At 52.5% G+C, this 26,061-nt stretch carries 25 protein-coding genes and 1 pseudogene; 3 read left to right on the top strand and 23 right to left on the bottom strand.

Going from position 1 to position 26,061, the window contains the following annotated elements:
• Nucleotides 1-51: 51 nt before the first annotated feature.
• Both NFS35_RS12170 and NFS35_RS12165 read right to left on the bottom strand, forming a co-directional pair.
• The gene (locus tag NFS35_RS12170) at nucleotides 52-555 is read right to left on the bottom strand and encodes a cob(I)yrinic acid a,c-diamide adenosyltransferase (RefSeq protein ID WP_251207395.1); all 504 of its coding nucleotides are present in this window, start codon (nucleotides 553-555) and stop codon (nucleotides 52-54) included.
• 96 nt (nucleotides 556-651) lie between these two features.
• On the bottom strand, nucleotides 652-1,293 hold the full coding sequence (locus NFS35_RS12165) for a single-stranded DNA-binding protein (protein ID WP_251207394.1): 642 nt from the start codon (nucleotides 1,291-1,293) through the stop codon (nucleotides 652-654).
• Between the two features lie 382 nt (nucleotides 1,294-1,675).
• Between NFS35_RS12165 and typA the strand changes: the two genes are divergently transcribed.
• Nucleotides 1,676-3,508: a translational GTPase TypA gene (gene typA, locus NFS35_RS12160; RefSeq protein WP_251207393.1), complete on the top strand. Its 1,833-nt coding sequence runs from the start codon at nucleotides 1,676-1,678 to the stop codon at nucleotides 3,506-3,508.
• Between the two features lie 335 nt (nucleotides 3,509-3,843).
• On the opposite strand, the gene NFS35_RS12155 is transcribed toward typA, so the two are convergent.
• The 6 genes and pseudogenes from NFS35_RS12155 to NFS35_RS12130 all read right to left on the bottom strand — a co-directional run bounded on the left by NFS35_RS12155 (nucleotide 3,844) and on the right by NFS35_RS12130 (nucleotide 8,762).
• Nucleotides 3,844-5,850 (bottom strand): glycoside hydrolase family 31 protein, encoded by a 2,007-nt coding sequence (locus NFS35_RS12155; RefSeq protein WP_251207392.1) that lies wholly within the window; start codon nucleotides 5,848-5,850, stop codon nucleotides 3,844-3,846.
• A gap of 63 nt (nucleotides 5,851-5,913) precedes the next feature.
• A complete protein-coding gene (locus NFS35_RS12150; protein WP_251207391.1) occupies nucleotides 5,914-6,477 on the bottom strand; it encodes a peptidoglycan recognition protein family protein in 564 nt (187 codons plus the stop codon).
• A 299-nt stretch (nucleotides 6,478-6,776) separates the two neighbouring features.
• Nucleotides 6,777-6,842, bottom strand: a pseudogene (locus NFS35_RS29685) (SpoIVB peptidase S55 domain-containing protein); the annotation flags it as partial.
• A gap of 108 nt (nucleotides 6,843-6,950) precedes the next feature.
• A complete protein-coding gene (locus NFS35_RS12140) occupies nucleotides 6,951-7,253 on the bottom strand; it encodes a hypothetical protein (protein ID WP_251207390.1) in 303 nt (100 codons plus the stop codon).
• Between the two features lie 172 nt (nucleotides 7,254-7,425).
• Nucleotides 7,426-8,061: an ATP-binding cassette domain-containing protein gene (locus NFS35_RS12135; RefSeq protein ID WP_251207389.1), complete on the bottom strand. Its 636-nt coding sequence runs from the start codon at nucleotides 8,059-8,061 to the stop codon at nucleotides 7,426-7,428.
• Nucleotides 8,055-8,762, bottom strand: a complete 708-nt coding sequence (locus tag NFS35_RS12130) for a hypothetical protein (RefSeq protein WP_251207388.1) — start codon at nucleotides 8,760-8,762, stop codon at nucleotides 8,055-8,057. The genes NFS35_RS12135 and NFS35_RS12130 overlap by 7 nt, the downstream gene beginning before the upstream one ends.
• A 194-nt stretch (nucleotides 8,763-8,956) precedes the next feature.
• Between NFS35_RS12130 and NFS35_RS12125 the strand changes: the two genes are divergently transcribed.
• The gene (locus tag NFS35_RS12125; protein ID WP_251207387.1) at nucleotides 8,957-9,253 is read left to right on the top strand and encodes a hypothetical protein; all 297 of its coding nucleotides are present in this window, start codon (nucleotides 8,957-8,959) and stop codon (nucleotides 9,251-9,253) included.
• A 251-nt stretch (nucleotides 9,254-9,504) separates the two neighbouring features.
• On the opposite strand, the gene NFS35_RS12120 is transcribed toward NFS35_RS12125, so the two are convergent.
• Together NFS35_RS12120 and NFS35_RS12115 are read right to left on the bottom strand one after the other, a co-directional pair.
• A complete protein-coding gene (locus tag NFS35_RS12120; protein WP_251207386.1) occupies nucleotides 9,505-10,299 on the bottom strand; it encodes a hypothetical protein in 795 nt (264 codons plus the stop codon).
• 389 nt (nucleotides 10,300-10,688) lie between these two features.
• Entirely contained in the window at nucleotides 10,689-12,719 is a 2,031-nt protein-coding gene (locus NFS35_RS12115) for a helix-turn-helix domain-containing protein (RefSeq protein ID WP_251207385.1), read from the bottom strand.
• 195 nt (nucleotides 12,720-12,914) lie between these two features.
• On the opposite strand from NFS35_RS12115, the gene NFS35_RS12110 reads away from it, so the two are divergent.
• Complete coding sequence (locus tag NFS35_RS12110) at nucleotides 12,915-13,124, top strand: hypothetical protein (protein WP_251207384.1); 210 nt, start codon at nucleotides 12,915-12,917, stop codon at nucleotides 13,122-13,124.
• 82 nt (nucleotides 13,125-13,206) lie between these two features.
• Here NFS35_RS12110 and NFS35_RS12105 read toward each other — a convergent pair whose 3' ends face one another.
• The 13 genes from NFS35_RS12105 to NFS35_RS12045 form a co-directional block, all read right to left on the bottom strand.
• Nucleotides 13,207-13,545: a hypothetical protein gene (locus NFS35_RS12105; protein ID WP_251207383.1), complete on the bottom strand. Its 339-nt coding sequence runs from the start codon at nucleotides 13,543-13,545 to the stop codon at nucleotides 13,207-13,209.
• Entirely contained in the window at nucleotides 13,508-14,932 is a 1,425-nt protein-coding gene (gene spoIVB / locus NFS35_RS12100) for a SpoIVB peptidase (RefSeq protein WP_251207382.1), read from the bottom strand. The genes NFS35_RS12105 and spoIVB overlap by 38 nt, the downstream gene beginning before the upstream one ends.
• Before the next feature lie 221 nt (nucleotides 14,933-15,153).
• Nucleotides 15,154-16,842, bottom strand: a complete 1,689-nt coding sequence (gene recN / locus NFS35_RS12095) for a DNA repair protein RecN (protein ID WP_251207381.1) — start codon at nucleotides 16,840-16,842, stop codon at nucleotides 15,154-15,156.
• 126 nt (nucleotides 16,843-16,968) lie between these two features.
• Nucleotides 16,969-17,418, bottom strand: coding sequence for an arginine repressor (argR, locus tag NFS35_RS12090; RefSeq protein ID WP_251207380.1), 450 nt, complete (start codon nucleotides 17,416-17,418; stop codon nucleotides 16,969-16,971).
• Nucleotides 17,419-17,482: 64 nt separating this feature from the next.
• Nucleotides 17,483-18,379, bottom strand: coding sequence for an NAD(+)/NADH kinase (locus NFS35_RS12085; RefSeq protein ID WP_251207379.1), 897 nt, complete (start codon nucleotides 18,377-18,379; stop codon nucleotides 17,483-17,485).
• A gap of 63 nt (nucleotides 18,380-18,442) precedes the next feature.
• Nucleotides 18,443-19,327 carry a TlyA family RNA methyltransferase gene (locus NFS35_RS12080; protein ID WP_251207378.1) on the bottom strand — a complete coding sequence of 295 codons (885 nt, stop codon included), beginning with the start codon at nucleotides 19,325-19,327 and terminating at the stop codon, nucleotides 18,443-18,445.
• Complete coding sequence (dxs, locus tag NFS35_RS12075) at nucleotides 19,324-21,198, bottom strand: 1-deoxy-D-xylulose-5-phosphate synthase (protein ID WP_251207377.1); 1,875 nt, start codon at nucleotides 21,196-21,198, stop codon at nucleotides 19,324-19,326. Before dxs ends, NFS35_RS12080 begins: the two co-directional genes overlap by 4 nt.
• Nucleotides 21,199-21,211: 13 nt before the next feature.
• The gene (locus NFS35_RS12070) at nucleotides 21,212-22,153 is read right to left on the bottom strand and encodes a polyprenyl synthetase family protein (protein WP_251207376.1); all 942 of its coding nucleotides are present in this window, start codon (nucleotides 22,151-22,153) and stop codon (nucleotides 21,212-21,214) included.
• Nucleotides 22,134-22,370, bottom strand: coding sequence for an exodeoxyribonuclease VII small subunit (gene xseB / locus NFS35_RS12065; RefSeq protein WP_251207375.1), 237 nt, complete (start codon nucleotides 22,368-22,370; stop codon nucleotides 22,134-22,136). Before xseB ends, NFS35_RS12070 begins: the two co-directional genes overlap by 20 nt.
• 118 nt (nucleotides 22,371-22,488) lie before the next feature.
• Nucleotides 22,489-23,712 carry an exodeoxyribonuclease VII large subunit gene (gene xseA, locus NFS35_RS12060; protein ID WP_251207440.1) on the bottom strand — a complete coding sequence of 408 codons (1,224 nt, stop codon included), beginning with the start codon at nucleotides 23,710-23,712 and terminating at the stop codon, nucleotides 22,489-22,491.
• A 43-nt stretch (nucleotides 23,713-23,755) separates the two neighbouring features.
• Nucleotides 23,756-24,160: a transcription antitermination factor NusB gene (gene nusB / locus NFS35_RS12055; RefSeq protein WP_251207374.1), complete on the bottom strand. Its 405-nt coding sequence runs from the start codon at nucleotides 24,158-24,160 to the stop codon at nucleotides 23,756-23,758.
• Between the two features lie 81 nt (nucleotides 24,161-24,241).
• On the bottom strand, nucleotides 24,242-24,628 hold the full coding sequence (locus NFS35_RS12050; protein WP_251207373.1) for an Asp23/Gls24 family envelope stress response protein: 387 nt from the start codon (nucleotides 24,626-24,628) through the stop codon (nucleotides 24,242-24,244).
• A 154-nt stretch (nucleotides 24,629-24,782) separates the two neighbouring features.
• Entirely contained in the window at nucleotides 24,783-26,039 is a 1,257-nt protein-coding gene (locus NFS35_RS12045; RefSeq protein WP_251207372.1) for a transglutaminase domain-containing protein, read from the bottom strand.
• Between the last annotated feature and the right edge of the window lie 22 nt (nucleotides 26,040-26,061).

Here is a 26,061-nt window from a genome sequence, read left to right as displayed (position 1 = left end):
TGTTGTCATAAATCATAACATCATATAGAGATGCTGTCAATGGATTTATTGTCAAGCCCTGACTTTCGCTTCCGGCGTCCAGGTCTCGATCCGGGAAATCTCATCTGCCAGGGCGCAGATATCCTCCCCCGCCTTTTTGCCTGTCAGGATGATATCCGTATCTCCCCTGCATTCCAGCAGCGCTTTCAAATCCTCCACGGACACGATTTTCTTCTCCACCAGCCGGAGCACCTCGTCCAGTATCAGCAAATCGCACTCCCTGGTGGCCAGCACCTTTTTGGCGAAGTTCATCTCATTTTTGATATTGGCAATCTCTTCCTGCTTCTTCTCCTCCGAGAGATTCTCGTAACTCTCATCGGATTTCTCGAAACAGAACAGCTTTATCTCCGGTTCCATCCTGCGCAGGAAATCCTGTGATTTCATGCCATTTCCTTTCAGGAACTGGAGGATGACCACGCTTTCCCCCTCCATCGCGGCCTGCAGGGCCCTGCCAAGAGCCGCCGGGGACTTCCCCTTTCCGCCGCCAGCGTATATATAAACCAATCCTTTTGCCATACCACACCTCATTTTCTTTGCAAAGGCAATATTTCGGATGGTTCTAGCATACCACACTTTCCTGATTTTGGCAAATCATTTGCAATCGGCCCCGTATTATCCCAGTTCACCGTCCTCAATCAGTTCCAGTTTGCTGACAGATACCTCAAAGGCCACTCTTCTCTCCACATTCTCCTCATCCAGCTTTTTCATATATTCCCTGCTCTGTATCCGCCCCCACACGGCACAGCGCTCTCCTACCTTGAAATTATTGGCATAGCGGGCATTCCTGCCCCAGCAGATGCATGGTATGTAATCGGACTTTCCATAGGGACGGTTCACCGCAAGCAGCAGATCCGCGATTTCTCTCCCAAGGGGAGTCTTCCTGTAAATGGGCTCCTTGCAGATGTAGCCGTCCAGGAATATCTGATTCGTCTTAGAGCTTTCCTCCATCTCGTCCACAAAGCTCACCTCTCTTGCGAACACGGAGAGCACGAGCCTGTTCTTGCGCTCCTCATGACGGTTGTAGGAGCGGAACTGCCCGTTCACGCATATCAGTTCTCCCGTATAATCCACAGTCACGTCCATCAGCCTCTCAGATACCATGATGGGAATGGTGTCAAAGCTTTCGCTGAGTCTCTTGCACCGCACGTCCATCATGTAGAAGCCCTCCCCGAAGATTTCATGGCTATAGGTAAAAGGACTGGATATCTCCCCCATAACCGTCACCTGGTTGTTTTCAATTACCTTATCTGTCATTTTCGTTCTCCCTTCTTGTTCTAAGACTTTTTCCGGTAACACCTCCGCAAAGGATAATCTTTCTGGATAACTATCCGAACGGTTGGATATTACTATTTATACAATAGAAATTGCCGTTTTAGTACAATTTCTCATCGCATACTTCGTCATTTTTTGCAAATCCATATTGTTTTCCATTTTTTTATCTATTCAAAATCGATAATCCTGCTCCGCATCCCCAATAATCCTTGCGCCCTGAGGCAAATAGTGCTATACTGTAACAGTTTGAAAATATGTTGAAAAAAGCCATCGGCAAGGATAGACAAATCCTGACACTCCCCGGATTTTAAGGGACTGCCGCCGAAACCGCCCTCACGCGCGGGGCGCAGAAATGAGGTAAATCATGAGACAAAAAAGAGAAGATGTAAGGAACGTTGCCATTATAGCCCATGTAGACCATGGCAAGACCACTCTGGTGGACGAGCTGTTGAAGCAAAGCGGCGTGTTCCGTGAAGGACAGGACATAACGGAACGCGTCATGGACTCCAACGATATCGAAAGGGAGCGTGGAATCACCATTCTGTCCAAGAATACAGCCGTCATGTACAAGGGCACCAAAATCAATATCGTGGACACCCCTGGACACGCCGATTTCGGCGGCGAGGTGGAGCGGGTGCTGAAGATGGTGGACGGCGTCATCCTGGTGGTTGACGCATTTGAGGGCCCCATGCCCCAGACGAAGTTCGTGCTCCGCAAGGCCCTGGAACTGAAGCTCCCCGTCATCGTCTGCATCAATAAAATCGACCGCCCCGAGGCCAGGCCCGACGAGGTGGTGGACGAGGTGCTGGAACTGTTCCTGGAGCTGGACGCGGACGACGCCCAGCTGGACTGCCCCTTTGTCTATGCCTCCGCAAAAACCGGCATCGCCTCCATGGATTCCGACGGAAGCGGCGCCAGCATGGAACCCCTGTTCGAGACCATCGTAAACTATATCCCGGCCCCCGAAGGCGATCCCGAGGCCGGAACCCAGGTGCTGATCAGCACAATCGACTACAATGAATATGTAGGCCGGATCGGCATCGGCAAGGTGGACAACGGCCTGATCCGCGTGAACCAGGAAGTGGTCATCTGCAACCACCATGACCCCGGCAAGCAGAGCAAGGTCAAGGTCAGCAAGCTCTACGAGTTCGACGGCCTGGGCAAGGTGGACGTTAAAGAAGCCGGCATCGGCTCCATCGTGGCCATCTCCGGCATCGCGGACATCCATATCGGGGACACCCTCTGCTCACCGGAGGCCATAGCGCCCATCCCTTTCCAGAAAATCAGCGAGCCCACCATCGCCATGCAGTTCATGGTAAACGACTCTCCCCTGGCAGGCCTGGAGGGAAAATACGTCACCAGCCGCCACATCCGCGACAGGCTGTTCCGGGAACTGAACACGGACGTGTCCCTGCGGGTGGAGGAGACGGACACTACCGAGTGCTTCAAGGTATCGGGCCGGGGCGAGCTCCATCTGTCTGTGCTGATAGAGAACATGCGCAGAGAGGGCTATGAATTCGCCGTCAGCAAGGCGGAGGTCCTCTACCATACAGATGAAAACGGCAAGCGCACAGAGCCCATGGAGCTGGCCTATATCGATGTGCCCAACGAGTTCGCCGGGGCCGTCATCGAAAAGCTGGGCCAGCGCAAAGGGGAGCTGCGCAACATGGGCAGCATCTCCGGCGGCACCTACACCCGCCTGGAGTTCTCCATCCCCGCCAGGGGCCTGATCGGCTACCGGGGGGAATTCCTCACGGACACCAAGGGAAACGGCATCCTGAACACGGTCTTCGACGGCTACGCTCCCTACAAGGGGGATATCCAGTACAGAAAGCTGGGCTCCCTGATTGCCTTTGAAGCGGGGGAATCCATCACCTACGGCCTGTTCAACGCCCAGGAACGGGGCACCCTCTTCATCGGCGCCGGCGAGAAAGTCTATGCCGGCATGGTGGTAGGACAGACCGGCAGGAGCGAGGACATCGAAGTCAACGTATGTAAGAAGAAGCAGCTGACCAACACCCGTGCATCCGGCTCCGACGAAGCCCTGCGCCTGGTGCCGCCCAGAATCCTGTCCATGGAGCAGTGCCTGGACTTCATCGACACGGATGAGCTTCTGGAGGTCACGCCTGCCCACCTGCGAATCCGCAAGAAGATCTTAGATCCCACCCTGCGCAAGAGGGCGGCTCTGCGGAAATAATCATGTTACGCCGCAGTCGATAAGGTATATCCGAAAAGTTCCCGATTTGACACCGGGGACTTTTCTTTTTCCCATGCAAAAATAAAGCATTCTCTCAGAAATTATTTTTAATCTCGTTCCAATCGGGACATTTTTGATAAAACTGATGCCAAACCTACTATAGATATCAAGATATTTCAGATGTATTGATACCCGCCCTCTGCGGATAAATCTACTTTACCAAAAGTTCTCTCCAAAGTCAAGCATTTCCTACAAATCTGTCATATAAATCTGCCATACAAAAGAGAAAAAGGGGGACAGAAAAAATCTGTCCCCGCAAAAAATCCTGAAAATCCCTAAATCTGCCCTGCCAGATATTCCTGTCTGCCCTCTCTCAGGAAAACAGGCAGGGTGTCAAGGGCCGCCTCTACCTCATACCATTTCCCGCCCTCATAGCGCTCCCCTGTGCCGGCGTGGAGGAAAAAGGTCCCTGACGGCAGATAGACGCTGCGCTTCCTGGCCTTTTCATGACATATGGGGGCCACCAGGATGTCAGGACCGAACATATAAGCATCCCGGATGTCCCAGCAGTTCTCATCCTCCGGGAACTCGTAGAACATGGCCCGCATGACAGGACTTCCGGTCTCATGGGCTTCCCGCATCAGGCCGCGGATATAGTCCCGCATCATCTCCCGGATGCGGATGAACTTGACCATGATTTCATAATTCTCCTGCCCATAGCTCCAGATTTCATTCTCCGCCCCGGTCCATTCCCGCACTTCCCCTGCCCGGTTGACGATTGATTCCGCCGGCTGGCGGCATCCGTGGAGGCGCATCACCGGGCAGAAAGCGCCGAACTGGAACCATCTGACCAGCAGCTCCTGAAAGCCCTCGTCATGGATATTTCCGCCGTGAAACCCTCCGATGTCCGTGGTCCACCACGGGATTCCGCTGATTCCCATATGAATTCCCGCACATATCTGCTTCCGGAAGTCCTCATAATTGGACATAATGTCCCCGGACCAGACCAAAGCGCCGTACCTCTGGCTTCCCGCCCACGCACAGCGAATCAGGTTCACGATGTCCTTCTGCCCCGCCTCGCGCTGTCCCTCATAGAAAAGCCTCGCGTACTCCCTTGGGTAGAGATTGCCCACCCGGGCCACCGGGCCTGCATGATACCGATAATCGCCGTAATCATAGGTGCCGAACTCCGGCTCCGCCTCATCCAGCCAGAAAGCGCTGATTCCGTAATCCCAGTAATTCTTCCTGCACTTGTCCCACACATAGGCCCTTGTCCTTGGGTTGGTGGCATCCAGGAACACATTGTTGCCGTGGAATACCATCTGTACATCAATGCCGGAATTGCTCTTGACCAGCAGCCCCTGCTGCTTCATCTCCTCATAGTTCTCGCTGCGCCAGTCCACCTGGGGCCAGACGGACACCATCAGCCGGATGCCCATATCCTGGACTTCCCTGATCATGGCCTCGGGGTCCGGGAAATATTCCTCGTCAAAGCGCCAGTCGCCGCATCTGGGCCAGTGATAATAGTCGATGACCAGCACATCCAGGGGTATGCCCCGCTTTTTGTACTCCCTGGCAATCCGGATTACCTGTTCCTGGTTGTAATACCGAAGCTTACACTGCCAGAACCCCAGGCCGTATTCCGGCATCATGGGCGCCCTGCCGGTCACCCGGGTATACGACTCCAGAATCTTCGCCGGGGTCTCCCCTGCCGTAATCCAGTAGTCCAGCTGCAGGGTCTCCTCCGCCGTCCATTCCGTGGTGTTGCTGCCGAAATGCACCTCGCCTATGGCGGCATTGTGCCAGAGGAAACCGTAGCCCAGGCTGGAGACATAGAACGGGACGCTGGCCTGGGAGTTCCTGTGGGCAAGCTCTAAGCTGCATCCTTTCAGGTCCATGACTTCCTGCTGGTACTGCCCGCAGCCGTAGATTTTCTCCCCGGGATTGGACACAAAGGAAGCCTTCAGGCGATATCCGCCGCCGGGCAGGGACTTGAAGTGCCTGGCTTTCTTCTGCAGCGCGCCGCCGTTTGGAATCTCCTGCAGCAGGATTTCACCTTTTCGATTGTAAAAGGTCATCTGCAGGGCCTTTCCCCAGTCCGCCACTTTCAGTTCCGCCCGGATGCCGCCGTTTACGATGGAGGCTGTATGCTCTCCGATTTCTATTCGGACTTCGCTTTCCGCATTTTCCGTCTCCAGGAGAGCCGCGCTGCCCTCCAGGATGTCCCCGAGGAACGTGGCCCTCACCCGCAGGCTGTCCGCCCCCCAGGGCGTCACCATCACGGTCTCTCCGTTCTCCCGGAAGACCAGGCTTTTGTTTTGTTCTTCAAAATAGTGCAGCATATGTATTCTCTCCTTAATCGTTTTCTCCTTGCTCAAGCAGCTTTTGTCTGTCTGGGAAGTCCGTCATGCCTCCACTTGCAGCTTTTTCCTGAATGCCTCCCACTTGCTTTCGTCCCCTGTCTCGGCGTTCCATCCGATGATACCGGGGCATGGCTTTCCATTGACGTCGTAATGGCGGATCACATGGTCGATATCCACGTCATATTCTTTCATCAGATGCCGAATCAGTTCAGCCGCACGCTCAAGTACCGCGTCCGTGTAGCTCCAGCCTGAGTCATTGTGTTCCTGCATTTGGCCTGTGCTGTTCGTGGAGCAGATTTCTACGCTGATGGAATTGGCATTCCGGGCTACTTCGTACAGGGCTCCCCCTTTGTTGCCGTAATGTTTGCCTCCCACAGACCAGCAATAGCGGTTGGCCGGATCCGGATTATACTGAACCGTGGTCTCGTCGTCCACGATGAAATCCGCCGACGCTTCCCTGGGACCATGGGCGAACCAGTCCGCCACATCCGCAGCCGCTCCGGCCTTGGAGCAGACTCCGGCCGTATAATGCACGACAATATACCGGATTTCTCTCCCTTTCGCCTCGGTGGTATTTACGGTGCTCGTTTTTTGAATGATGTCCATATTCATCCCTCCTCGTAGTGATGATAACTTCTCGGAATCTTCAGCCCTTATTTCATGGGGCTTTCAGAACCTATTTGGGAAAAAAGAAAGGAGCCAACGATGAAGATACTCTCTATTGCGCTCCTTTCTATGCTATCCCGCCTAATGCGCCAGCATATTCTCACTGAAACACTACCGGCTAAAGCCGGTGGGTTCGGTGAGCTGCAAAAGCAGCCTAAAGGGAGCGCATCCCAACCTTAAGGCGAGGGTTTTAACCCCATTATACAGACAATAAAAATCCCATACCCTTTCCGTGAATCCTACACCAGCACATGAGTCACGGCCCCGATGAACTTCCCATTCTGTATGATTGGGCTCCCGCTTAATAGCTTCCCCTCAATTTCCCTTCTTTTTTCAGTATTCCGGCCTCGACCATTTCCTTTAAAACCTTCAATGCACGGGAATCCTTCACATTCAGCAGATTCTGGACTTCTTTATTTGTTATTGACGGGCAGCCTGCTGGTTTCGCCGACCATCATGCAGAGGTTGGCCTGAGGGAGCTGCTCATGGTCGCGGTTGCAGCCCCATTCCGCATCCTCGATCAGTTCTGAATAAGAGGACTCGGACGTGATGTCGAGTGCCAGGTATTCCACGTCATTACGGGCGGCATACCAGCTGCCGTAGAATGCCTCTCTTCCCTGTGCCGGCAGGGAAAGCAGCAGTTCGCTGATACGCTGGGATGACAGGGAGCCAACCAGATAGGATTCCGTGTCCTTCAGCCAGTCCTCGCAGTACATCAGCGGATCTCCTGCAGAGACCATGTAACAGGCCAGGGTAAAATACTCCGTCCAGCAGGCGGGAAGGGCTTCCCTCAGGGATATATAACAATGCAGTGCACGGTCGAAACATGCACTGCTATTATAACACGGCTTGCTGTTGATGGAAAGCCTATTCCTCCAGCTTATCTTTCTATAGAGACATAGGAACGATTTTACCTGCGCTAAACTCAAAAATGTAATCCGAGAGTTCCTCGATATCACCCGAAATATGGCTTGTGAGCAATATAAGCCTGTCTGGAGATTTTAATTTTAAGAGCAATCGTTTTATCCGTGCTACACCTTGCTTATCTAAGCCGTTAAATGGCTCATCTAAAATAATGATTTTTTGGTCTTCCATAATTGCCTGAGCAATGGCAAGCCTTTGGCGCATGCCTAATGAAAAGTTTTTTACTTTTTCCTTATTGTCAGGATTCAATCCGACTACTTTTAATGCGGCTATTATATCGTTGTCGTCAATTATTTTGTTTATCTGTGCCAGGTATCTTAAATTCTCAAATTGTGTATAGTTTTCTATAAATCCAGGTTTTTCTATGAGAACGCCTAAATCCGGTAAAAAATCAATGTCCTTTCCGATTACCCTGTCGTCTATAGTTATAGTGCCTCTATCGGCTTTCAGGAATCCGCAGATGGTTTTGAAAAATACGGATTTCCCTGAACCATTGGCGCCTATAAATCCATAAATATTGCCAAAATGCAATTCTAAATTGACATTATTTAAAACTACATTCCCCTTAAATCTTTTTGATAAATTTTTTGTTCTTAACATACATTTATCCTCCTTCTCTTGATTAGCTTATAATACAAAAATATTAGAATGAAATCCATGCCTGCGACTAACAGTAAAAGCAGTATTATTGGAATTTGGCTTTTGAGAATTAAAAATCTCACTGTTGACATTGCAAGTAAAATTGGTACTGGTAAAACTGTGTTCAATATATAAATAGCAATAATATATAGGTAGCTGTTTTCTACTAAATAGCAATTGCTCAATATTATGTATATGATTATCATTCCACAAAATCCTAAAGCATCCATTAGTAAGTATAAAAGGCATGCCGTGGCCTGCTCAAAATAAAATCCAACAAAACAATAATATATAATGTGGGAGATGGTAAGACCTGATTCCCCTAACATGATTACGACTATGGTATACGCGCATATCAATTTATTATAATTGGTTATTCTGGCTAAAATATATACCATTATATCGCTTGATAGTTTATCTATGATTTTGCCTACAGTGATAAAAACTATCGAGATATTTAAAATCTTTAATATAACAGTGCTCAGATTGAATAAATAGGTATCGTTTCCGCCCTGCCAAAGTATAAGGCCACTTTCCCTGTTAAGGTGGACTCCGGTAAAATTTACATAGATAAAGTCTGCTAAAACCAAAAGGAAAATTGAAATAAAGATATCCTTTTTAAATTCTTTCGCAATTATTTTAAAGAGTGGAAACACTTTCATTTTCTAAAAACTCCCATTTTTTAGACAAGCAATCTATCGTCAGCCAGATATAAAATATCAGGTACCCTATCAAATGAATATTGTAAAAAATGATAGAATCCCACAGTACGATATCATCAACAATAAAGGAATAATTTTTGCCAGCCGAGAAGTCTAAAACAGGAATATAATCTCCTTTTGCTGACAGGAACTCCATGGGAGCTGTGAATGCAAAAAAAAGAAGAAAGGGGAAAAGGCAGATGCTTCCTCCTTTTTGCTGGAGCTTCGGAAATGCATACATAATAGAATATATTATATACTGGACAAGCAATCCGAGCAAAATATACCGTATTGACAAAAAGAAAAAGCTTGCAAACAGTTCCTGGCCGGCGAATGTCTTTGTCTTAATGATAAAAAAGCATAGCGGTATAGATAATACTATACAGGCAGAGATACAAGTGGAAATCGCCAATGATAAAAAGTCAACAACAACCATTCTTTTTCTACAATGAATTCTGGAAAGGCAATTGTAATATGTCGAATAAACGCTCACTTTATGCTGGACCACCAAAAGGGGGATAAAGATGATCCATAAAAAGAAGTCAGTTTTAAAAATATGAGTATAATCAGAAACAGTTGTAATTTTATTGGCACATATATAAATAATCAAAAAAGAAACTTGAAGAGCTAGCATGAAATATGCCAAAGGGGATGTATAAATTAATTTGAGCTTATATTTTATAAAACCTGAACACTTCATGATCTAATTGCCTCTTTTTTGATAGGATGATTCTGATAATGTCAATAAGATAAGACCCGTAATAACATACATGCTGATCAATATACCATACCCATTAAGGCTAAATGTTTGAGAATATGGCTGCATCACCACATTTGGCTGCAATGTTATTGGCAATGCCATATCCAACACTCCTACTACGATAAAGGGAGCCGCAATGACAGCTATTCTGTTTTTCAAAAATGAGGTTATTCCCACAGCAAAAATCGTAAAGCAAAAATAGTATATAATATGTGAGATATATATTAAGGCAAAATATGACATGGGATTACTCATAAAGTGACTCTCTTGAAAAGATACTATTTGCTGCATGAATTCTACAGACGTATCCTTCTGCGTCAATAACCCGGAGAAAAACGCAAAAAGCCCCTCGGCAGATGCTAAAATAATGGTGCCTGACAGTGCAATGGCAAGTGTTTTTTGCATAACATACTTAAAATTTCCTTTTCGGCTAACGCAAAAGAATCTGAAACGATTTGCCTTCTCTGATAAAAAGGAATTCAAATACGGAGCGACAAGTATCAAGGGCGCTAATGCCTGAACCATGTAATATGAACTTTTCCATACCCTGTAAATATTGCCGAAATATTTTTTATAATAGATAGCGTCCTCAGCATTCAAAATGTCCTGAGCAGATTCCGCTGTCAGAGCAGTTTTCCAGCCATCAAAGTAAGCATTTATAAACATCAGGCTAAAAACAACAAGAATAAGAATGATATTTGTTTTTTTCAGCAAAGCTCTTTTTAACTCATTTTTCATAAACTTCGATTCCTTTCCAATTTGAGATTCTTGCGCATTTTTTAAAAGTCGCTTTCATTACAATAGCACGGCTTGCAGTTAATTCACAAGGGACAGAGTTGTTAAAAAATCCCGGACTTTTTTTAACAACTCTGTCCCTTGCTGGCGATTGCTGACATTGGTATAATTGTAGTCAAGTCTCGCTTCTGACGAAGACAACTGAAAGGGGGATGACCAATATGAAAAACAGGTCTAAAAAAGCTATTGCTGCTGCTTTCGCTATCCGGGCCGACGATACCGAATCCGTACCCGCTGGAACCTCCTGAAGTGAAAAATAAGGAGGAGCCTGGGGGCGGGCATGGATGTGAGCCGCTGAGCAATAAACCGGAAGGAGAAAATAAAGAAGATAATTATGGATGAATCAATTCTGTAGCTTGTTGAATATAGAAGGCTTCATAAAATGTTTCTTTACAAAATCTTGCGAGATGGATGCACTTCTGTAGTTCCCGATCAATTAGAGTAATCGGGATTGCAGAAGTCACTTTTTTTGCAGCCTCTATTTGATTCCAAAGCCTGTTATACAGGCAGCCATCAAGCGTGCCCAGCCTTCGTGCCAAGAGGCATTCTTTCATTACCTTTTCGCTGATTTCCGTAGATTTTTCGTATTCGCCAGCATCTCCCAGGCGGCTTGCCACGCCGGTCATAATCAGTTCGTACATGTTGATAAACGTATGGATGCTGTCCTCGGGGATGCACTGTCTGGTGACGCTCTGGAGCAGGTCTAAATTGAACTCTTCTGCTTCATCCCTGGATTTCATTGCGATATTGTATACACATCCCAACTCTGCGCAGGTCAGATAGATGTCAGGGCCGTCCTTCGCCATCTTGATGCTTTCCAGTGGAATAGTGTACTGCAACGCCTTTTTGAGCCTGATGACGCATTCTTCGGCAGTAATCTCTTTCTTCTGTAGCTTGTTCAGACAGTCCTTGCGCTCCAGTTCCTGCCTGTTGATTAGGACGTCCATGGGGAGCAGGTCTTTCAGTTGCTCCAACAGCCTCTGGGTCTCCTCGGTGTCGTGATTGTTCAATGCGTCTCCCGATGCGCGATACAGGAGAAGCACATCTCGCTGCCCTGTGACGACGCTTTCCCGCTGGTACTCCGGCGACAGCCCCAGTCGGCAGAACAATTCGCTCCAGACGGCCCGCTGGCTCCTCGTTTTATTGTTTTCCAGCCTTCTCAGGGTCTTCTCGCTGCAGATGCCCTCGCACAGCTCCCGCACCGACAGGCCCAGCATCTTTCGCCGCTTCCTGATTACATCGCCGATGCGGTAGTTCTGGGTCTGGCTGTACAGGTAGCAGCAGTTCTCCGTGTTCATCGGTATGCCGTACGCCTGATATAGCTCTGCCAGGAGCATGCGCCATTCCCTGATCTGGGCGGTCAGCAGCGCCAGGCTCTCAGGATCCTCCGGCAGCGTCCAGGCTTCGGGACGTTCCGGGCCGCCCGCCGCAGCGCCCGCCGGAGACTGGGGCTTTGCCGCGGTTCCCCCGAGCTGATTCCAGACCTGTTCGAAGGAGACCGGGGCGGGTTCCTTTGGCCCGGGCTGAGTGAAGCCTGCGAAGATGCCCAGGACGCGCTCCATGAGCTCCAGCAGCTCGTAGAGCCAATACATCCGGTGGCAGGAGCGCAGGGTCTCCAGGGCTTGCGCGGATATCCGCAGTATCCTGCGGCAGAGGGCGATGTCCAGGGGAGCCTTCATGAGCTCCAGGCACAGGAAATACGCCGCCTTGGGGTACACCTTGGCATAGCTGTAGCTGTCCATGGAGGAGCCGCGCAGTGCGTCCAGCAGCTTTTCCAGTGCCCGGGCCGTATAAGCGGCGGAAGGATCCGTGCCCGTGACAGGCCCTGCGTCCCCACCCAGGCGGATGTATTCCAGCAGCAGGTTCCACTCCTGGGCGGCCAGGAGGCGCCCGGCCCATGTCCCTGACGCGACGTCCGGCACGGTGAGGGACATGGCCCTCCCGAAGGTTTCCCGCAGCTCTTCCCGGGAGGCTTCTTTGTACTGCATCAGCTGTGCCCGCATGGTCAGGACAAACTGGAGAAAGACAATGCTGTCTTCACTCGTTTCCTGTTCCAGCAGCTCCAACAGCCGCTCCGCCTCCGGTATGTCCCCTGCGTCCACGGCCCGCAGCAGCCTGTCCTGATTCTGCCACTGTTCATATTCGTCCGGCTGCAGGAAGTCCTCGAAGCCGTCGTTCTCGAAGCCCAGCCGCTCTGTCAGGCGGTCGCGGGTCAGCTTGTCCGGCTGCCGCTTGTCCGCCTCTATGAGGCTGAGCATGGCCGGGGTGCACAGGCCCAGGCTTAGCTGTTCCAGGGTGATGTCTTTGCCTGTGCGCATCCCTGTGAGGAAATTGTGGAAGTATATTTTATCCCTGTCGTGCATTTGGTTCCTTTCCGGTGTTCTCTCATTGGCCTGAAGATGCTGGCGGAAGGGCTGCAGTCCGTTTGGAGCTTATTATAACAAATTCCAGTACAGAAATCAACGATAGAGGCGGTATGGCTTTGAACATCATGAAGGGAATGTTATGATCAGAAGTACCAGATACTTGCAGACAGCGCTTAAGAAAGAGGTGAGGATATGGGCAATCCGGAGCTATGTATTTTGCTGGATTCCATTCTGCCCCTGCTGGAGACGGACAACACGGAAAAGGCAAAAGAGGTCATCAAGAACGGTATAAAACGGATTGACAGAGGGATGGCATCCGGCAGCACGGACACAGACCAAAAGCAGACCGGGAGCTGGATAAACAGGAGACATAGAGCAAGGTGTAAAGCCCTGATGGATTGAGGAGGGGCGTTACACCTTGCCTAAAATCCCGGTAAAATTATAACAACAGCCTTACTCGGTTAGCAGTTCAACATCAAATGCCTCATAAGTCATTATGGGCGGCATGCCAGCTGCCGTAGAATTCCTCTCTTCCCTGTGCCGGCAGGGAAAGCAGCAGTTCGCTGATACGCTGGGATGACAGGGAGCCAACCGGATAGGATTCCGTGTCCTTCAGCCAGTCCTCGCAGTACATCAGCGGATCTCCTGCATAGACCATGTAACAGGCCAGGGTAAAATACTCCGTCCAGCAGGCGGGAAGGGCTTCCCTCAGGGCGCGGATCATGCCGTTGCGTTCTGCTATCTTCCTATATAGATAGAAAGAGCCATAAGAACGCACGGAAGACTTACGGATGCTCCAGCATATTCTCAATAAAGATTCCATACCCTTTCCTGGAATCCTGCACCAGCACATGGGTCACGGCCCCGATGAACTTCCCATTCTGTATAATCGGGCTCCCGCTCATCCCCTGCACAATCCCTCCGGTAACTGCCAGCAAATCCGGATCCGTCACTGTAAGCTCTATCCCCCTGTTCACATTGTCATGGTCCAGGCGGAGTGCCGTAATCTCTATATCATAATACCTGGTCACTCCATCCACAGTGCACAGAATCTGGGCCGTCCCGGTCTCAATCTCCTGCTTCAGGCCGATGGGGAGAGGCTCCCTGACCCCCATTTCCAGCGCTTTCTGGTTGCAGATGCCGAAAATCCCCCGGTTGCTGTTGTTCGTGATTTCGCCCAGGATGCGGTCGTCGGAGTAGATGATCATGCCTGTCATCTCGCCGGGATTTCCCGAAGAGCCCTTGTGGATGTCCACGATATCCGTCTGGTAGAGGGTGCCTCCCTCCATGTGCATGAGGGTACTGGTGTCCACGTCCGTGATGCCATGGCCCAAAGCGCCGAAATTGCCCTTGTTGTCGATGTAAGTCATGGTGCCCACGCCCTGGGCGTTGTCCCGCACCCAGACACCGATTTTGTACTCACCGTTTATGTCCCGGGCAGGCGTAATCTCCACGTCCATGAGCTCGCCGTCCCGCTCGATGGTCAGAATCACAGGTTTTCCGCCGCTGTCTTTCATGCGCTGTATGAAATCGTCTTTCTCCGTCACCGTTTCGCCGTTTACCCTGCGCACATAGTCGCCTGATTTTAGGATGTATTTCCCGGGGGAGCAGCTGACGCCGTCCGGCCCCTGGAATTCCCCGGTCCCTACTACAAGCACGCCGTCAGTCTTCACATAGATGCCGATAGGCGCGCCTACGGGGATCAGTTCCTGGTCCTCAATGACCTGGATTTCCACATTTTTTAAGGTGATGAAGCCAAAGAGCTTCACCTGCATCTGGTAATCGGATTCCAGCGCGGTCTTTAAGGTAAAAGTCTTGCTTAAATCTATGTCCACTGCTCCCTGGGGGATATTGCTGGTCCCCTGGTCGCTGACGCTGATAATCTCCCCTCTGGCCGGCACACCCAGATGCAGCGATTCCTCTTCCCCGGCCCGCACATTGATGACGGAGGGGATGCTGCTGTCAATCTGATAGTAAAGCATGGCCACCAGCGCCGTGCAGCTTGCTGCCAATGACAGGCTTAAGATAAAACGGTAGATTCTGTAACGTCTGAGCCTCTCTTTCCAGTTCTGGAGCAGGACTACCATGTCCTGGCCCGCTTTCCTTTTGATGCTCTCCTCCTGCTCTGCTCCTGACTTTCTATGCTGCGCCGCTCTTTTTCTGATATCCTCTATATTCTGTATGTTCCCCATATCCTGCTGCCGTCCCATATCCGCTTGCTCCCATCTTATACTGCATAACGCTGAATACTGCCTCATGTAATCATGCGATTGAACCAGTCAGCATTATGCAGTCTGGTTTCACGGCAAGTGAAATCGTTAAGCAGTATAAATCGCCGTTTCCGCCCACAAAAAAAGACCCTCCAGGAGTCCTTTTTCGTGTATAGTATGTGAGATTTTTATGCTTTTCATTCCGACAGCTTTTGGAATTTTTAATGGGATTCTGTCTTGTGGGCGGCAGCCTGAAGACGCATCTCCTTCGCGTTGGACAGGGCGGCCGGAGTCAGGGTGTCGCTGCCCAGAAGCCTTGCCAGCTCTCCCAGGCTCTCCTCCTCTTTCAGCATCCGGATATCCGTGATGGTATTGTCCTCGGTGCTGCTTTTTTCAATGACGAAATGCCTGTCGGCCATGGCCGCTATCTGGGGCAGATGGGTGATGCAGAGCACCTGATGGGCACGGGCCACTGTGTCCAGCTGTTCGGAGACCCGCCAGGCCGTCCGGCCGCTGATGCCTGTGTCGATTTCGTCGAAAATCAGCGTATCGATATCGTCCCTGCCGGCCAGAACGGTCTTGATTGCCAGCATGATGCGGGACAGTTCGCCGCCGCTGGCTACCTGGCTCAAGGCTTTCAGCCCCTCGCCGGGATTGGTGGAAATCAGGAATTCCACATCGTCCCAGCCCTTTGCAGTAATCGTCCTGGCCCGCTCTACGGCGATTTCAAATTCTACCGCGGCGAAATTCAGATGCACCAGCGCCTCTTTCAGCTGCCTGGTCAGTACGGCGGCATTTTTCCCGCGGATAGAGGAAAGCCTGCCGCAGGCTTCCTCAAGCCGCGCCCTGGCCGCTGCCAGCTGGTCACCCAGCTGCTGCATATATGCGTCATAATCCCCAAGCTTGTCCAGAAGCTTCTGTCTTTCTTCCCCATAGGCAATCACCGCCTCTATGGTGCCTCCGTATTTTTCCTTTAGGTGGTTGAGCTGGTTCAGGCGCTCCTCCACTGCGGCGTAATCCTCATCGTCGAATTCGCAGTCGTCCATATATTCCGCCAGATCCCTGTTATAGTCGGCCAGCAGGTTGTCGATTTCCGACAGCTGTCCCTCCAGCTCCTCCAGGCGGCTGTCCAGACCCGACACATTGCGCAGCGACCGCAGGGCCCGGCTCAGCGCTCCTCCGGCTCCGTTCTCGGAGTCATTACCGGTGTATCGATAGCTTTCAGACAGATTTTCGACTATCTTTTTACTGTTCACCATGAGGCGGTAGCGCTGCTCCAGTTCCTCGTCCTCGCCAGGTATCAGACGGGCCTGCTCGATTTCCTGCAGCTCGAATTCCGCCAGAGCCTGTTCCCTCTCTTTGGCATCCTCGTCCATGGCTTCTTCCTCCAGGGCCCTCTCAAGGTCACGGCACTCCCTGTAAGCGCTTTCCACGGCCTCCGCCTCTTTCTTAAACTTCGCGCCGCAGTAGGCGTCCAGAATCTCCATGTGCTTTTTCCTGTGCAGCAGGGACTGATGCTCGTGCTGGCCGTGGATATCAATCAGAAGTTCCGCCAGTTCCTTTACCTGCTTTGCGGTAACGGTCTCGCCGTTTATCCGATAGACATTTTTTCCGATGCTCATTTTCCTGCTGATGATTACGCTTCCGTCTTCGGATTGCTCCAGTTCCAGCTCGGTAAGCTTTTCTTTCACCCGCTCGTCTCCCGTGAAGACCAGTTCCACCAGAGCGCTCTCCGCCCCTTTCCTGAGCATATCCCTCTCGAATTTCCCTCCAAGAGCCAGGTTCACGCTCCCAATCAGCAGGGACTTGCCCGCGCCGGTCTCTCCGGTCAGGATATTCAGGCCCCGTCCGAACTCTACCTCTGTCTCTTCCATCAGCGCCAGATTCTTCACATGTAAACTTGTCAGCATTTTCTTTCTCCTCTCAGGCATTCGGCGCCTGCTCCGCCCCCGGCCTTCCCAAACCGTAAGCTTCGCCCCGCCGGATTTGCCCTCTCCGACACATCTGCCTGTCAAGTAATTTCAAAACCAAATGCCTTATGCCGTGACGGATTCTATTTTATCCATCAGCGCCCTGGCCTCCTCCAATGTGTGTGTCGCCACGAATATGGTGTCATCCCCGGCGATGCAGCCCACCACCTCCGGGAATTTCAGGGCATCCAATGCTGCCGCCGCCGCCATGGCCATGCCGGACACGGTCCTGACCACCAGAAGATTCTGCGCCGCCTCCATGGAGGAAAAGGCGTCCCGCAGGACTCGGATGAAGCGGTCTCCCTGCTGTCCCTCCTCCTGCTCCAGCACCACATATTTCTGTCCCCCCTCCGCCGTAGGCACCTTGGACAGTTTCAGCTCCCGGATATCCCTGGATACCGTGGCCTGGGTCACGGAAAAGCCCGCTTCCCGCAGCCTCTCCGCCAGCTCCTCCTGGGTCCCAACCTCATATTTCCGAATGATCTCAATCATTCTCTCCTGCCTGCTTACTTTCATTTCCTGTCCCTTCTTACTCTTTGTCTTTCAAATCTCCTGCTCTCCACGGAATCTTTTCACATCACTATTCTTTCATTTTCCTGTGAAGCACATCCAGAAAGCTGACCTGATTCAGCTTCAGGAACTCCGTGGTCTCCTCAGACCTGACAATCCGCAGCTTGTCCCCTGTACGCAGGGGTATCACATGGCTGCCGTCAAAATTGGCCTCCACAGTCTGAATCCCGCCTTCCCTGCGCTTCGGTATCTCAATCTCGATGACATCCTCCGGGGAAAGGATGATGCTCCTCTGATTCAGGGAATGAGGGCAGATAGGGGTCAGCATAATCAGTCTGGCCCTGGGCTCCACCAGGGGCCCGCCCGCGGAAAGATTATATCCCGTAGAGCCGGTGGGCGTGGTCACGATCATACCGTCCGCGCTGTAATCGTTCAGGAACTGTCCGTTCACGAAGATATTGAATTTGATAATCTGCAGGGGGCCGCTGCGGGATATGACGATATCGTTCAGGGCCCAGCTCTCCGTCTGACCTCCGTCCGCGAATATCACCCTGCCGCCCAGCATCATGCGGCTCTCCTGCACGTAGTCCCCCGCTGTCAGCCGCTCCAGCGACTCCTCCAGATTCATGACCTCCACCTCGGTCATGTACCCCAACGTACCCAGATTCACGCCGATGATGGGGATTCGCAGCCTCTTGGTCAGCCTGGCGGCCTGCAGCACCGTACCGTCCCCGCCCAGCACAATCATGCAGTCCGCGTCTGTGGGAACATCCTGAGCGGTCTCCGGCAGGCTCCTGGTATCTTTTGAGGACATCTGTGTTCCCTCCGTCCCCCGCGGCTCTTCGTCCTGTCCGTCCGCCATGATGGTGGTGCGCTTTCCCTTTAACTTCAGGAAATCACAGATACGCTTCGTAGTGACCAAATCTCTGTCTTTATGTCGGTTCGTATAAATCAGAAAATGCTTCATGCGCGCAACCCTTTCATTCGCCGGCCCTCCCGGGGCATACGACGACATACAAGTCCGTAACTTTTACAGGCGCGCATGGGACGCGGCCACCGTCTCCCCTATCAGGCTCTCCCACTGCGGCAGGCGCGATAACCCCACGCCGCTTTCAAGCACCGCTTTCAGCTGTTCCTCCGCCTCGTGCTCGGACAGTTCCCGCACGGCTTCAGAGGGCTCCTCCTTTTTTCTAAGGTGCAGAAGATATTCGATATTCCCCTCCGGCCCTCTGACCGGAGAATAATCCAGATGCAGCACGCAAAATCCAATCAGCCCCGCAAAATCCACGATTTTCCGGATAACCTCCTTATGGACGGACGGCTCCCTGACCACGCCTTTCTTGCCCACCTTTTCCCTGCCGGCCTCAAACTGAGGCTTGACCAGGCAGACCATCTCCCCGCCGGCCATCAGCAGATTTCTGGCGGGAATCAGTATCTTTGTCAGAGAGATAAAGGAGACATCCGCGCTGGCAAAATCCAGCGGCTCTCCGATATCCTCCGGCAACATATATCGGAAATTCGTCTGCTCCATGCAGACAACCCTCTCGTCATTTCGCAGTTTCCAGGCCAGCTGCCCATGCCCTACGTCCACGGCGTATACTTTGGCAGCCCCTTTCTGCAGCATGCAGTCCGTAAATCCGCCGGTGGAGGCTCCGATGTCCATACACACCTTTTCCTCCAGGGAAAAGTCCCATGTGTCCATGGCCTTTTCCAGCTTCAGCCCGCCCCGGCTCACATACCGCAGAGCGCTCTCCCGCACCTCCAGGGAAATGCGCGCCTCATCAAAAAAAGTCCCCGCCTTGTCCTCTTTCTGCCCGTTCACATAGACATTGCCGGACATGATAACGGCTCTGGCTTTCTCTCTGGACGCTGCATATCCCCGCTTTACCAGTATGACATCCAATCGTTCTTTCATCTGTCTTTCAACGCCTCGCCGATTTCCCGGGAAATTTTCGCCACAATGCTCTCCGCGTCTATGCCAATCTGCCGCTTCAGCAGCTCCACATTGCCATGCTCCACGAATTCATCGGGAATCGCAATCCGAAGGAACCGATTCTCCAGACCGTTTTCATTCATGTACGCCAGCACTTTCTCCCCGAAGCCTCCGCAGGCCATGTTCTCCTCCATGGTGACAATCAGGTCATGATTCTTACAGGCTTCACGCACTGCCTCCTCATCAATGGGCTTCACGAATCTGGCATTGATCAGGCTTACCTGATGCCCCTTTTCTTTCAACATGTCCCGCACGGTCTCGGCGGTCTTCACCATGCTGCCCACCGCTAACAGCGCAATCTCCCGCTCTTTATAAATCCACTCTGCCTTTCCTAATCTTACAGGCTCCCTGTATTCTTTCAGTCCCGCGTAAGCCGTCCCTCTGGGGTAGCGGACTGCCACCGGCGCGCCCAGAGCCACCGCGAATTTCAGCATATCGGACAGCTCCCATTTGTTCTTCGGGGCACAGATATGCATATTCGGAATACCGGAAAGATATGTGAAATCGAAGACACCCTGATGGGTCTCCCCATCGCTGCCCACAAGCCCGGCCCTGTCTATGGCAAATACCACCGGCAGATTCTGCAGGCAGACATCATGTAAAATCTGGTCGTAGGCCCTCTGCAGGAAAGAGGAGTACACTGCCACGATGGGCTTCATGCCTCCCGCCGCCAGCCCCGCGGCAAAAGTCACCGCATGCTGTTCCGCGATACCAACGTCAAAAAAACGATCCGGGTACATATTATGGAACCGCTTCAGTCCTGTTCCATCCGGCATGGCGGCCGTGATGGCCACGATTTTCTCATCCCGCTGTCCCAGCTTGCACATCACTGTGGAAAAAATGTCTGTATAGTTGGCCACCGTCCTGGGGTGGGAGGGAATGCCGGTCTCGATGTCGAAAGGCTCCGTGCCGTGAAATCTGGCGGGATGGCGCTCTGCGGGCCTGTATCCTCTGCCTTTCTCCGTCAGCACATGAATCATCACGGGACCTTCCACCCGCTTGGCCGCCTGTATAGTAGCCACCATGGCGTTGATGTCATGACCGTCCACAGGCCCCAGATAAGTAATGCCCATGTCCTCGAACATCATGCCGGGGATTACCAGCTGCTTGAAGCTGCTCTTGGCCCTGCGGATCCGGCTGATGGTGCTGTCTCCCCTCTTGGTGCCCTGGAGGGCATTGTAGATTCCTTTTTTCAGATCCAGATAGCCGGAAGCCGTGCGGATGCTGTTCAGATATTTTGACATGCCCCCCACATTTTCGGAGATGGACATGTTGTTGTCGTTGAGAATGATGATGAAATTCGTCTCCAGCTTGGCGGCATTGTTCAGGGCCTCATAGGCCATGCCCCCGGTCAGGGAACCGTCCCCGATGACCGATACGATGGTCTCGCTGCCGCCTGTAATCTCCCGGGCTTTCACAAATCCCAGTCCCGCGGAGAGGGAGGTGGAGCTGTGCCCTGTGTCAAAGACGTCGCAAGGACTTTCTTTTCTCTTTGGAAAACCGCTTAAGCCATGGAACTGGCGCAGAGTCTTGAATTCGCCTTTCCGTCCGGTGAGGATTTTATGGGTGTAGGACTGATGCCCCACATCCCAGATAATCTTGTCCTCCGGCAGATTCAGGCAAAGATGCAGGGCCATGGTCAGCTCCACGGCTCCCAGATTCGCACCCAGATGCCCTCCCGTGACGCTGATGGTCTGTATCAGGAACTCTCTGATTTCCTGTGCCAGACTGCCCAAATCTTCCTTTTTTATTTTCTTGATGTCATTCGCCTGTCCTATGGTCTCCAGCAACATAACCGCGCCCCCACTATTTTCTTCTGTGTATCAATGTCAGAATCAGCTGCTTCAGGAACTCATGCTCGCCTGTAAAACCGTCCAGAATCCCGGCCGCCTCCCGGGACAGTGCCTCCACGTCCGCTTTTGCCTGCTCCAGGCCTTTCCGGGTCACGTAGGTTTCTTTCCGGTTCGCGGCATCGCTGCCGGTGGCCTTGCCCAGTTCCTCGCTGTCCCCAATCACATCCAGGATGTCGTCCTGTATCTGGAATGCGATGCCTATGTTGTAGGCACATTTCTCGATGGCGGCCACCTGTTCCCTGTCCGCCCCCGCCAGTATCGCGCCCGCCATCATGGCCGCCTGTATCAGGGCCGCGGTCTTGTGGGCATGAATGAAGAGAAGATTGGTCTGGCTCATTTCTTCCTGGGCCATGACATCCACCACCTGTCCGCCGATCATGCCGTAAATCCCGGCTTTCCGTGCAAGCACGGAAAAAGCTGCGGAAGCCCGTTCCAGCCGTACAAGCCTTTCGCTGTCAGGAACACTCTCCTCCGTTCCCTCCGTCCCGGTCTCCTGAAACGCCCGGATTGCCGTCTCAAAGGCGTAGTTCAGCAGACCGTCCCCGGCCAGGATGCCCATGGTCTCCCCATAGACGTACCAGGTGGTCTCTTTCCCCCTGCGGTAACGGTCATTGTCCATGGCCGGCAAATCGTCGTGTACCAGAGAGTAGGTATGAATCATCTCGATGGCCGCCATGAAGCGCTCGATGGCACGGCCATCCTCCCCGCCGCACATGCGGTAAGTCTCCCGCATCAGGATTGGGCGCAGGCGCTTGCCGCCTGCAAGCAGGCTATAGTTCATGGCCTCCATGATTTTCTCCTGAAGCCCCTCTTCCTTTGGCAGATGCTCCCGCAGCACCCGCTCCGCGTATGCCGTCTCTTGCTGCAGTCTCTTTTCAAATACTGATGCGTCCATTGCCGAATTCCTCCAACTGCCCCTCTTCGTTAAGCCTGAGCACCTGCTTCTCCACTTTGTCTATCTGGTCGTTGCACTGCTTCAGAACCGTCATCCCCTCGCTGTAGGCCTTGAACGCCTCCTCCAGCGGAATGTCGTCCCTGTCCAGTTGTCCAATCAGCTCTTCCAGTCTGGCGAAATTCTCCTCCAGACCGGGCTGTCTCTTCTCCTCTGCCATTCTTCCTCTCCTCGTCCTGCCCTTTCACAGGCTGCCTCCTGACAATGGTCTCTCCGCGACTGCTACCGCCGCAATCCCAGAGATGCCATGGCGATATTCCATCCGCTGCCAAGCTTCTTCAACATAACTCTCCCGTCTGTCCGGACAAAGGCAGAATCCTGGTGACTCTCGCCTGAATCCGCCCATCCTTCACCCGGATGGCCACATCCTGGCCCTCCCGCACCTGCCTTACCGAACGAACATTCCGTCCTGTGCCATCCTCCACATAAGAATAGCCGCTCTCCAGTTTCTCCAGCGGGGAAAGCCCTTTCATCCGTTCGATATAGATTGCCAGTTCATGGCGCCGCCTTTCCAGAAGCCGCTTCATCCGTTCCTGCAGCCTCTCCTCAGCCGAGATCACTGTCATCTTCCGCTCCCGGATGCGGCTGGCAGGGCTCGCCACTTTCAGTTTCAGCTCCATCTGCCTAATCTGCATGCGCTTTTCCTGAATCCTCCGCTGCATCAGCCGGTTCAGGGTGTCTCTTCCCGAATCCAGCGCCCCGCAGATCTCCCGGATATCCGTCACCGCCAGTTCCGCCGCCGCTGACGGCGTGGGCGCCCGCAAATCCGCCACGAAGTCGATGATTGTCGTGTCCGTCTCATGGCCTACTGCCGAGATGATCGGCACCGGGCAGTCGAACACCGCCTGGGCCACCTCCCTCTCGTTAAAGGCCCACAAATCCTCTATGGAGCCGCCGCCCCGGCCCACGATCATCACGTCCACCCCAAGGGCTGTCAGCGCCCGGATGCCCTTTACGATGCTGGGCACGGCCGCTTCCCCCTGGACGATGGCGGGATAGAGCACTATCTGCACATAGGGATTCCTCCTGCCCGCTATCTGGATGATGTCCCGGACTGCCGCGCCGGTATCCGCGGTCACTACTCCCAGCGTCTTTATGAATCTGGGGACAGGCTGCTTGTACTCCGGGGCGAACATGCCGGATTCCTCCAGTTCCCGCTTGAGCATCTCATATCTCTCGTAGAGCTGCCCGCTGCCGTCCAGCAGAATCTGCTTTGCATACAGCTGGTACTTCCCGTCCCGCTCATATACGTCCACAGTGCCGCCCACGATCACCTGCTGCCCTTCGGACATACGAAAAGAGAGGCCCGAACGGCTGCCGGCGAACATCACGCAGCTTATGGTCCCCTTGGAATCCTTTAACGTAAAATAAATATGTCCCGAGGAGTGGTACTTACAGTTGCTCACCTCACCCTTTACAAAGAGCCGCTGCAGCAGATAATCCTGCGTGAACATATTTTTGATATAGGAATTCAATTGTCCAACAGTATAGACATTCCGAATCTCAATCACCCGATTTCATGGACTATTCAAAACCTTTTCACACTTATAACTTCACAATCTTCGCGAGAATCGCGTTCACGAAACCGCCGGAATTCTCCTGGCCGTATTCTTTCGCGATTCCGACCGCCTCATCTATGGCCACGCCTGCGGGAATGTCGTCATCATAGCGCAGCTCATATACCGCAAGACGCAATACCGTCAGCTCTACCTTTCCCATACGCCTGGTATCCCATCCCACAGTATTGTCGTCAATCAGCTTGTCTATCATGGGAATCTCCCGATAGACAGCCTGACAGCGTGTCTCTATATAATCGGCATCTTTCTGAGAGCTGATTGCCTCATTGTCCTCCACGAACAGCCTCATCTGTCTCGGCATGTCCTCCGCCGGATGAAACTCCGCCTGGAATAAAAGCCGGAAAACCTGCTCTCTTTGCTCATGTCGTCCCATTTGTGTCCCCCCGTCAGCGCGGCTGCCATATTTTCTTCCATGCAGCCTGCAGCGTCCGTCTCCTTCTAATCGTCCAGACAGTCAATGAACTGCCGCAATCTTTACACCGGCTATGCGGATATTCACATCCGTGCAGTTCAGCCCTGTCATATTCTCAATCGCCGACTTCACTTTCGCCTGCACATGGTGACAGGTAGCCGGAATGCTGTAGCCATACTCCATCATCACAGCCAGATCCACACGCACATTGCGCCCGGTGACCACCACCCTCACGCCCTTGTTCAGCTTCTTCATGCCTACCCTGCCCATGAGCTCATTGGTGATGTTCCCTGCCATGGCACTGATTCCCTCCACCTCGGTGGCCGCCAAAGATGCGATCATCGCCACCACGTCATCGGCGATCTGCACCATGCCCACATTCTCCTCGGCTTTCAATACCACTGTGCTGTTCTCCATTTCTTTTCCCATGAAAATATCCTCCTGAAAAGCATCTCAAATATGAAATATATACTGCTTAACGATTTCACTTGCCATGAAACCAGACTGCATAACGCTGACTGGTTTGATTGTATGATTGCATTAGGCAGCATTCAGCGTTATACAGTATAGTATACCACACTTTCTACTCATTTGTCACCCAAAATGTCAGGGACAGCTGTTTTTCATTCTGCGCATAGGCAATCCTGCCCTCCTCGTCCGACAGATACCGGAAAATCTCCTGTCCGTCTATCAGCCCCGCTACGATTTCACTGTAGCAGGCGGCATCGGCGCATTTGATCGTCACATCCCGCCTGCCGCTGTCTATGGCCGCCTGGAACAGCGCCGCCATCTGCTCCTCGTCGTAAAAAGTAAAATAAGCGCCCTCCCGCACATAATAATTCGCTTCAATGGCAACGCATATCGGCATGGGCACTTCGCTCTCGATGGAATGGGTGCGCAGCAGCTCCTCCGTAGTCACGTTCAGGTAGTCATAGTTGATCTCCGGCATGGAGAATCCCCCGCCTCCTTCTGTGGCATTCTCCTCTATCTGGTAGGAGACATCTCCCCATGTGGTGTCCATGTAATAATAATTCCCGTCCACTTTCACCAGGTTCCAGGCATGCCCCTCCCCGGTCTCCACCGTCCCCAGGACCAGAGCGCACTCCACCCCCAGCCTGTTCAGCAGATACTGGGTGGCCTTGGCATAGCCCTGGCAGACAGAGGTGTGGTTGGCGAACACAGAGTAGATATTCTGGTTGTCCTCGGCGTTCAGGTCATAATCTGTCTGACAGATCAATGTGTCGTACACATATTTTACCTTTTCATAATCCGAGGCCTCTGTCCCGATGCCTGCCAGTATCTGCTCCGCGGCAAGCCCGATGGTCTCCGCCCGCTTCACGGCAGTGTCCAGGTCCACATTGTAAGTGCCGGAAAACTCCACGGCAGTAATCACACCTCCCCTGGAATATTTCGTGTAGGAATAACCGTCCACATAGAACAGCTCCGGATGGTCGCTGAGGACACATTGGAAGATCTTATCGATGCTCTCCTCGTCAAGCCCGGCGTCAAGCCCCTCTTCGCTCAGATTCTCCTGCCCTCCGAAGCTCCCCAGTATGCGCTCCATGTCATGATACCAGATCTGCTCTGTCTCGCTCAGGCTCCCGCAGGCGTAGGGGTAAGCCTCCTCCATCAGGAAATTCACGGCCGGCTCTTCTTCCACGGAAGTCTCTTCTTCCATGGGAGGCTCCTCCGTCCCGGGAACGCTCACGGAGACCTCCTCCGACAAGGCGTAATCCCTGGGGACATCGTGCCTGAAGTCAATCCCCGCGCAGCCTGTGCACGCCAGACACAGAATCGCCGCCAGGAACATAAGCCCTGTTCCATGCGCTTTTTTACTCATCTGTCCGCTCTCCTTTACCACG

Origin of the sequence: Acetatifactor aquisgranensis (assembly GCF_943193215.1) — a bacterium.
Lineage (GTDB): Bacteria > Bacillota > Clostridia > Lachnospirales > Lachnospiraceae > Acetatifactor > Acetatifactor aquisgranensis.
This window is presented reverse-complemented; position numbering and strand designations above follow the sequence as displayed.

Excerpts from the sequence above, each read along its gene's own strand:
- NFS35_RS12170 (WP_251207395.1), bottom strand. The coding sequence starts at position 555 with ATGGCAAAAGGATTGGTTTATATATACGCTGGCGGCGGAAAGGGGAAG.
- NFS35_RS12165 (WP_251207394.1), bottom strand. The coding sequence starts at position 1,293 with ATGACAGATAAGGTAATTGAAAACAACCAGGTGACGGTTATGGGGGAG.
- typA (WP_251207393.1), top strand. The coding sequence starts at position 1,676 with ATGAGACAAAAAAGAGAAGATGTAAGGAACGTTGCCATTATAGCCCAT.
- NFS35_RS12155 (WP_251207392.1), bottom strand. The coding sequence starts at position 5,850 with ATGCTGCACTATTTTGAAGAACAAAACAAAAGCCTGGTCTTCCGGGAG.
- NFS35_RS12150 (WP_251207391.1), bottom strand. The coding sequence starts at position 6,477 with ATGGACATCATTCAAAAAACGAGCACCGTAAATACCACCGAGGCGAAA.
- NFS35_RS12140 (WP_251207390.1), bottom strand. The coding sequence starts at position 7,253 with ATGTACTGCGAGGACTGGCTGAAGGACACGGAATCCTATCTGGTTGGC.
- NFS35_RS12135 (WP_251207389.1), bottom strand. The coding sequence starts at position 8,061 with ATGTTAAGAACAAAAAATTTATCAAAAAGATTTAAGGGGAATGTAGTT.
- NFS35_RS12130 (WP_251207388.1), bottom strand. The coding sequence starts at position 8,762 with ATGAAAGTGTTTCCACTCTTTAAAATAATTGCGAAAGAATTTAAAAAG.
- NFS35_RS12125 (WP_251207387.1), top strand. The coding sequence starts at position 8,957 with ATGGGAGCTGTGAATGCAAAAAAAAGAAGAAAGGGGAAAAGGCAGATG.
- NFS35_RS12120 (WP_251207386.1), bottom strand. The coding sequence starts at position 10,299 with ATGAAAAATGAGTTAAAAAGAGCTTTGCTGAAAAAAACAAATATCATT.
- NFS35_RS12115 (WP_251207385.1), bottom strand. The coding sequence starts at position 12,719 with ATGCACGACAGGGATAAAATATACTTCCACAATTTCCTCACAGGGATG.
- NFS35_RS12110 (WP_251207384.1), top strand. The coding sequence starts at position 12,915 with ATGGGCAATCCGGAGCTATGTATTTTGCTGGATTCCATTCTGCCCCTG.
- NFS35_RS12105 (WP_251207383.1), bottom strand. The coding sequence starts at position 13,545 with ATGGAATCTTTATTGAGAATATGCTGGAGCATCCGTAAGTCTTCCGTG.
- spoIVB (WP_251207382.1), bottom strand. The coding sequence starts at position 14,932 with ATGGGACGGCAGCAGGATATGGGGAACATACAGAATATAGAGGATATC.
- recN (WP_251207381.1), bottom strand. The coding sequence starts at position 16,842 with ATGCTGACAAGTTTACATGTGAAGAATCTGGCGCTGATGGAAGAGACA.
- argR (WP_251207380.1), bottom strand. The coding sequence starts at position 17,418 with ATGAAAGTAAGCAGGCAGGAGAGAATGATTGAGATCATTCGGAAATAT.
- NFS35_RS12085 (WP_251207379.1), bottom strand. The coding sequence starts at position 18,379 with ATGAAGCATTTTCTGATTTATACGAACCGACATAAAGACAGAGATTTG.
- NFS35_RS12080 (WP_251207378.1), bottom strand. The coding sequence starts at position 19,327 with ATGAAAGAACGATTGGATGTCATACTGGTAAAGCGGGGATATGCAGCG.
- dxs (WP_251207377.1), bottom strand. The coding sequence starts at position 21,198 with ATGTTGCTGGAGACCATAGGACAGGCGAATGACATCAAGAAAATAAAA.
- NFS35_RS12070 (WP_251207376.1), bottom strand. The coding sequence starts at position 22,153 with ATGGACGCATCAGTATTTGAAAAGAGACTGCAGCAAGAGACGGCATAC.
- xseB (WP_251207375.1), bottom strand. The coding sequence starts at position 22,370 with ATGGCAGAGGAGAAGAGACAGCCCGGTCTGGAGGAGAATTTCGCCAGA.
- nusB (WP_251207374.1), bottom strand. The coding sequence starts at position 24,160 with ATGGGACGACATGAGCAAAGAGAGCAGGTTTTCCGGCTTTTATTCCAG.
- NFS35_RS12050 (WP_251207373.1), bottom strand. The coding sequence starts at position 24,628 with ATGGGAAAAGAAATGGAGAACAGCACAGTGGTATTGAAAGCCGAGGAG.
- NFS35_RS12045 (WP_251207372.1), bottom strand. The coding sequence starts at position 26,039 with ATGAGTAAAAAAGCGCATGGAACAGGGCTTATGTTCCTGGCGGCGATT.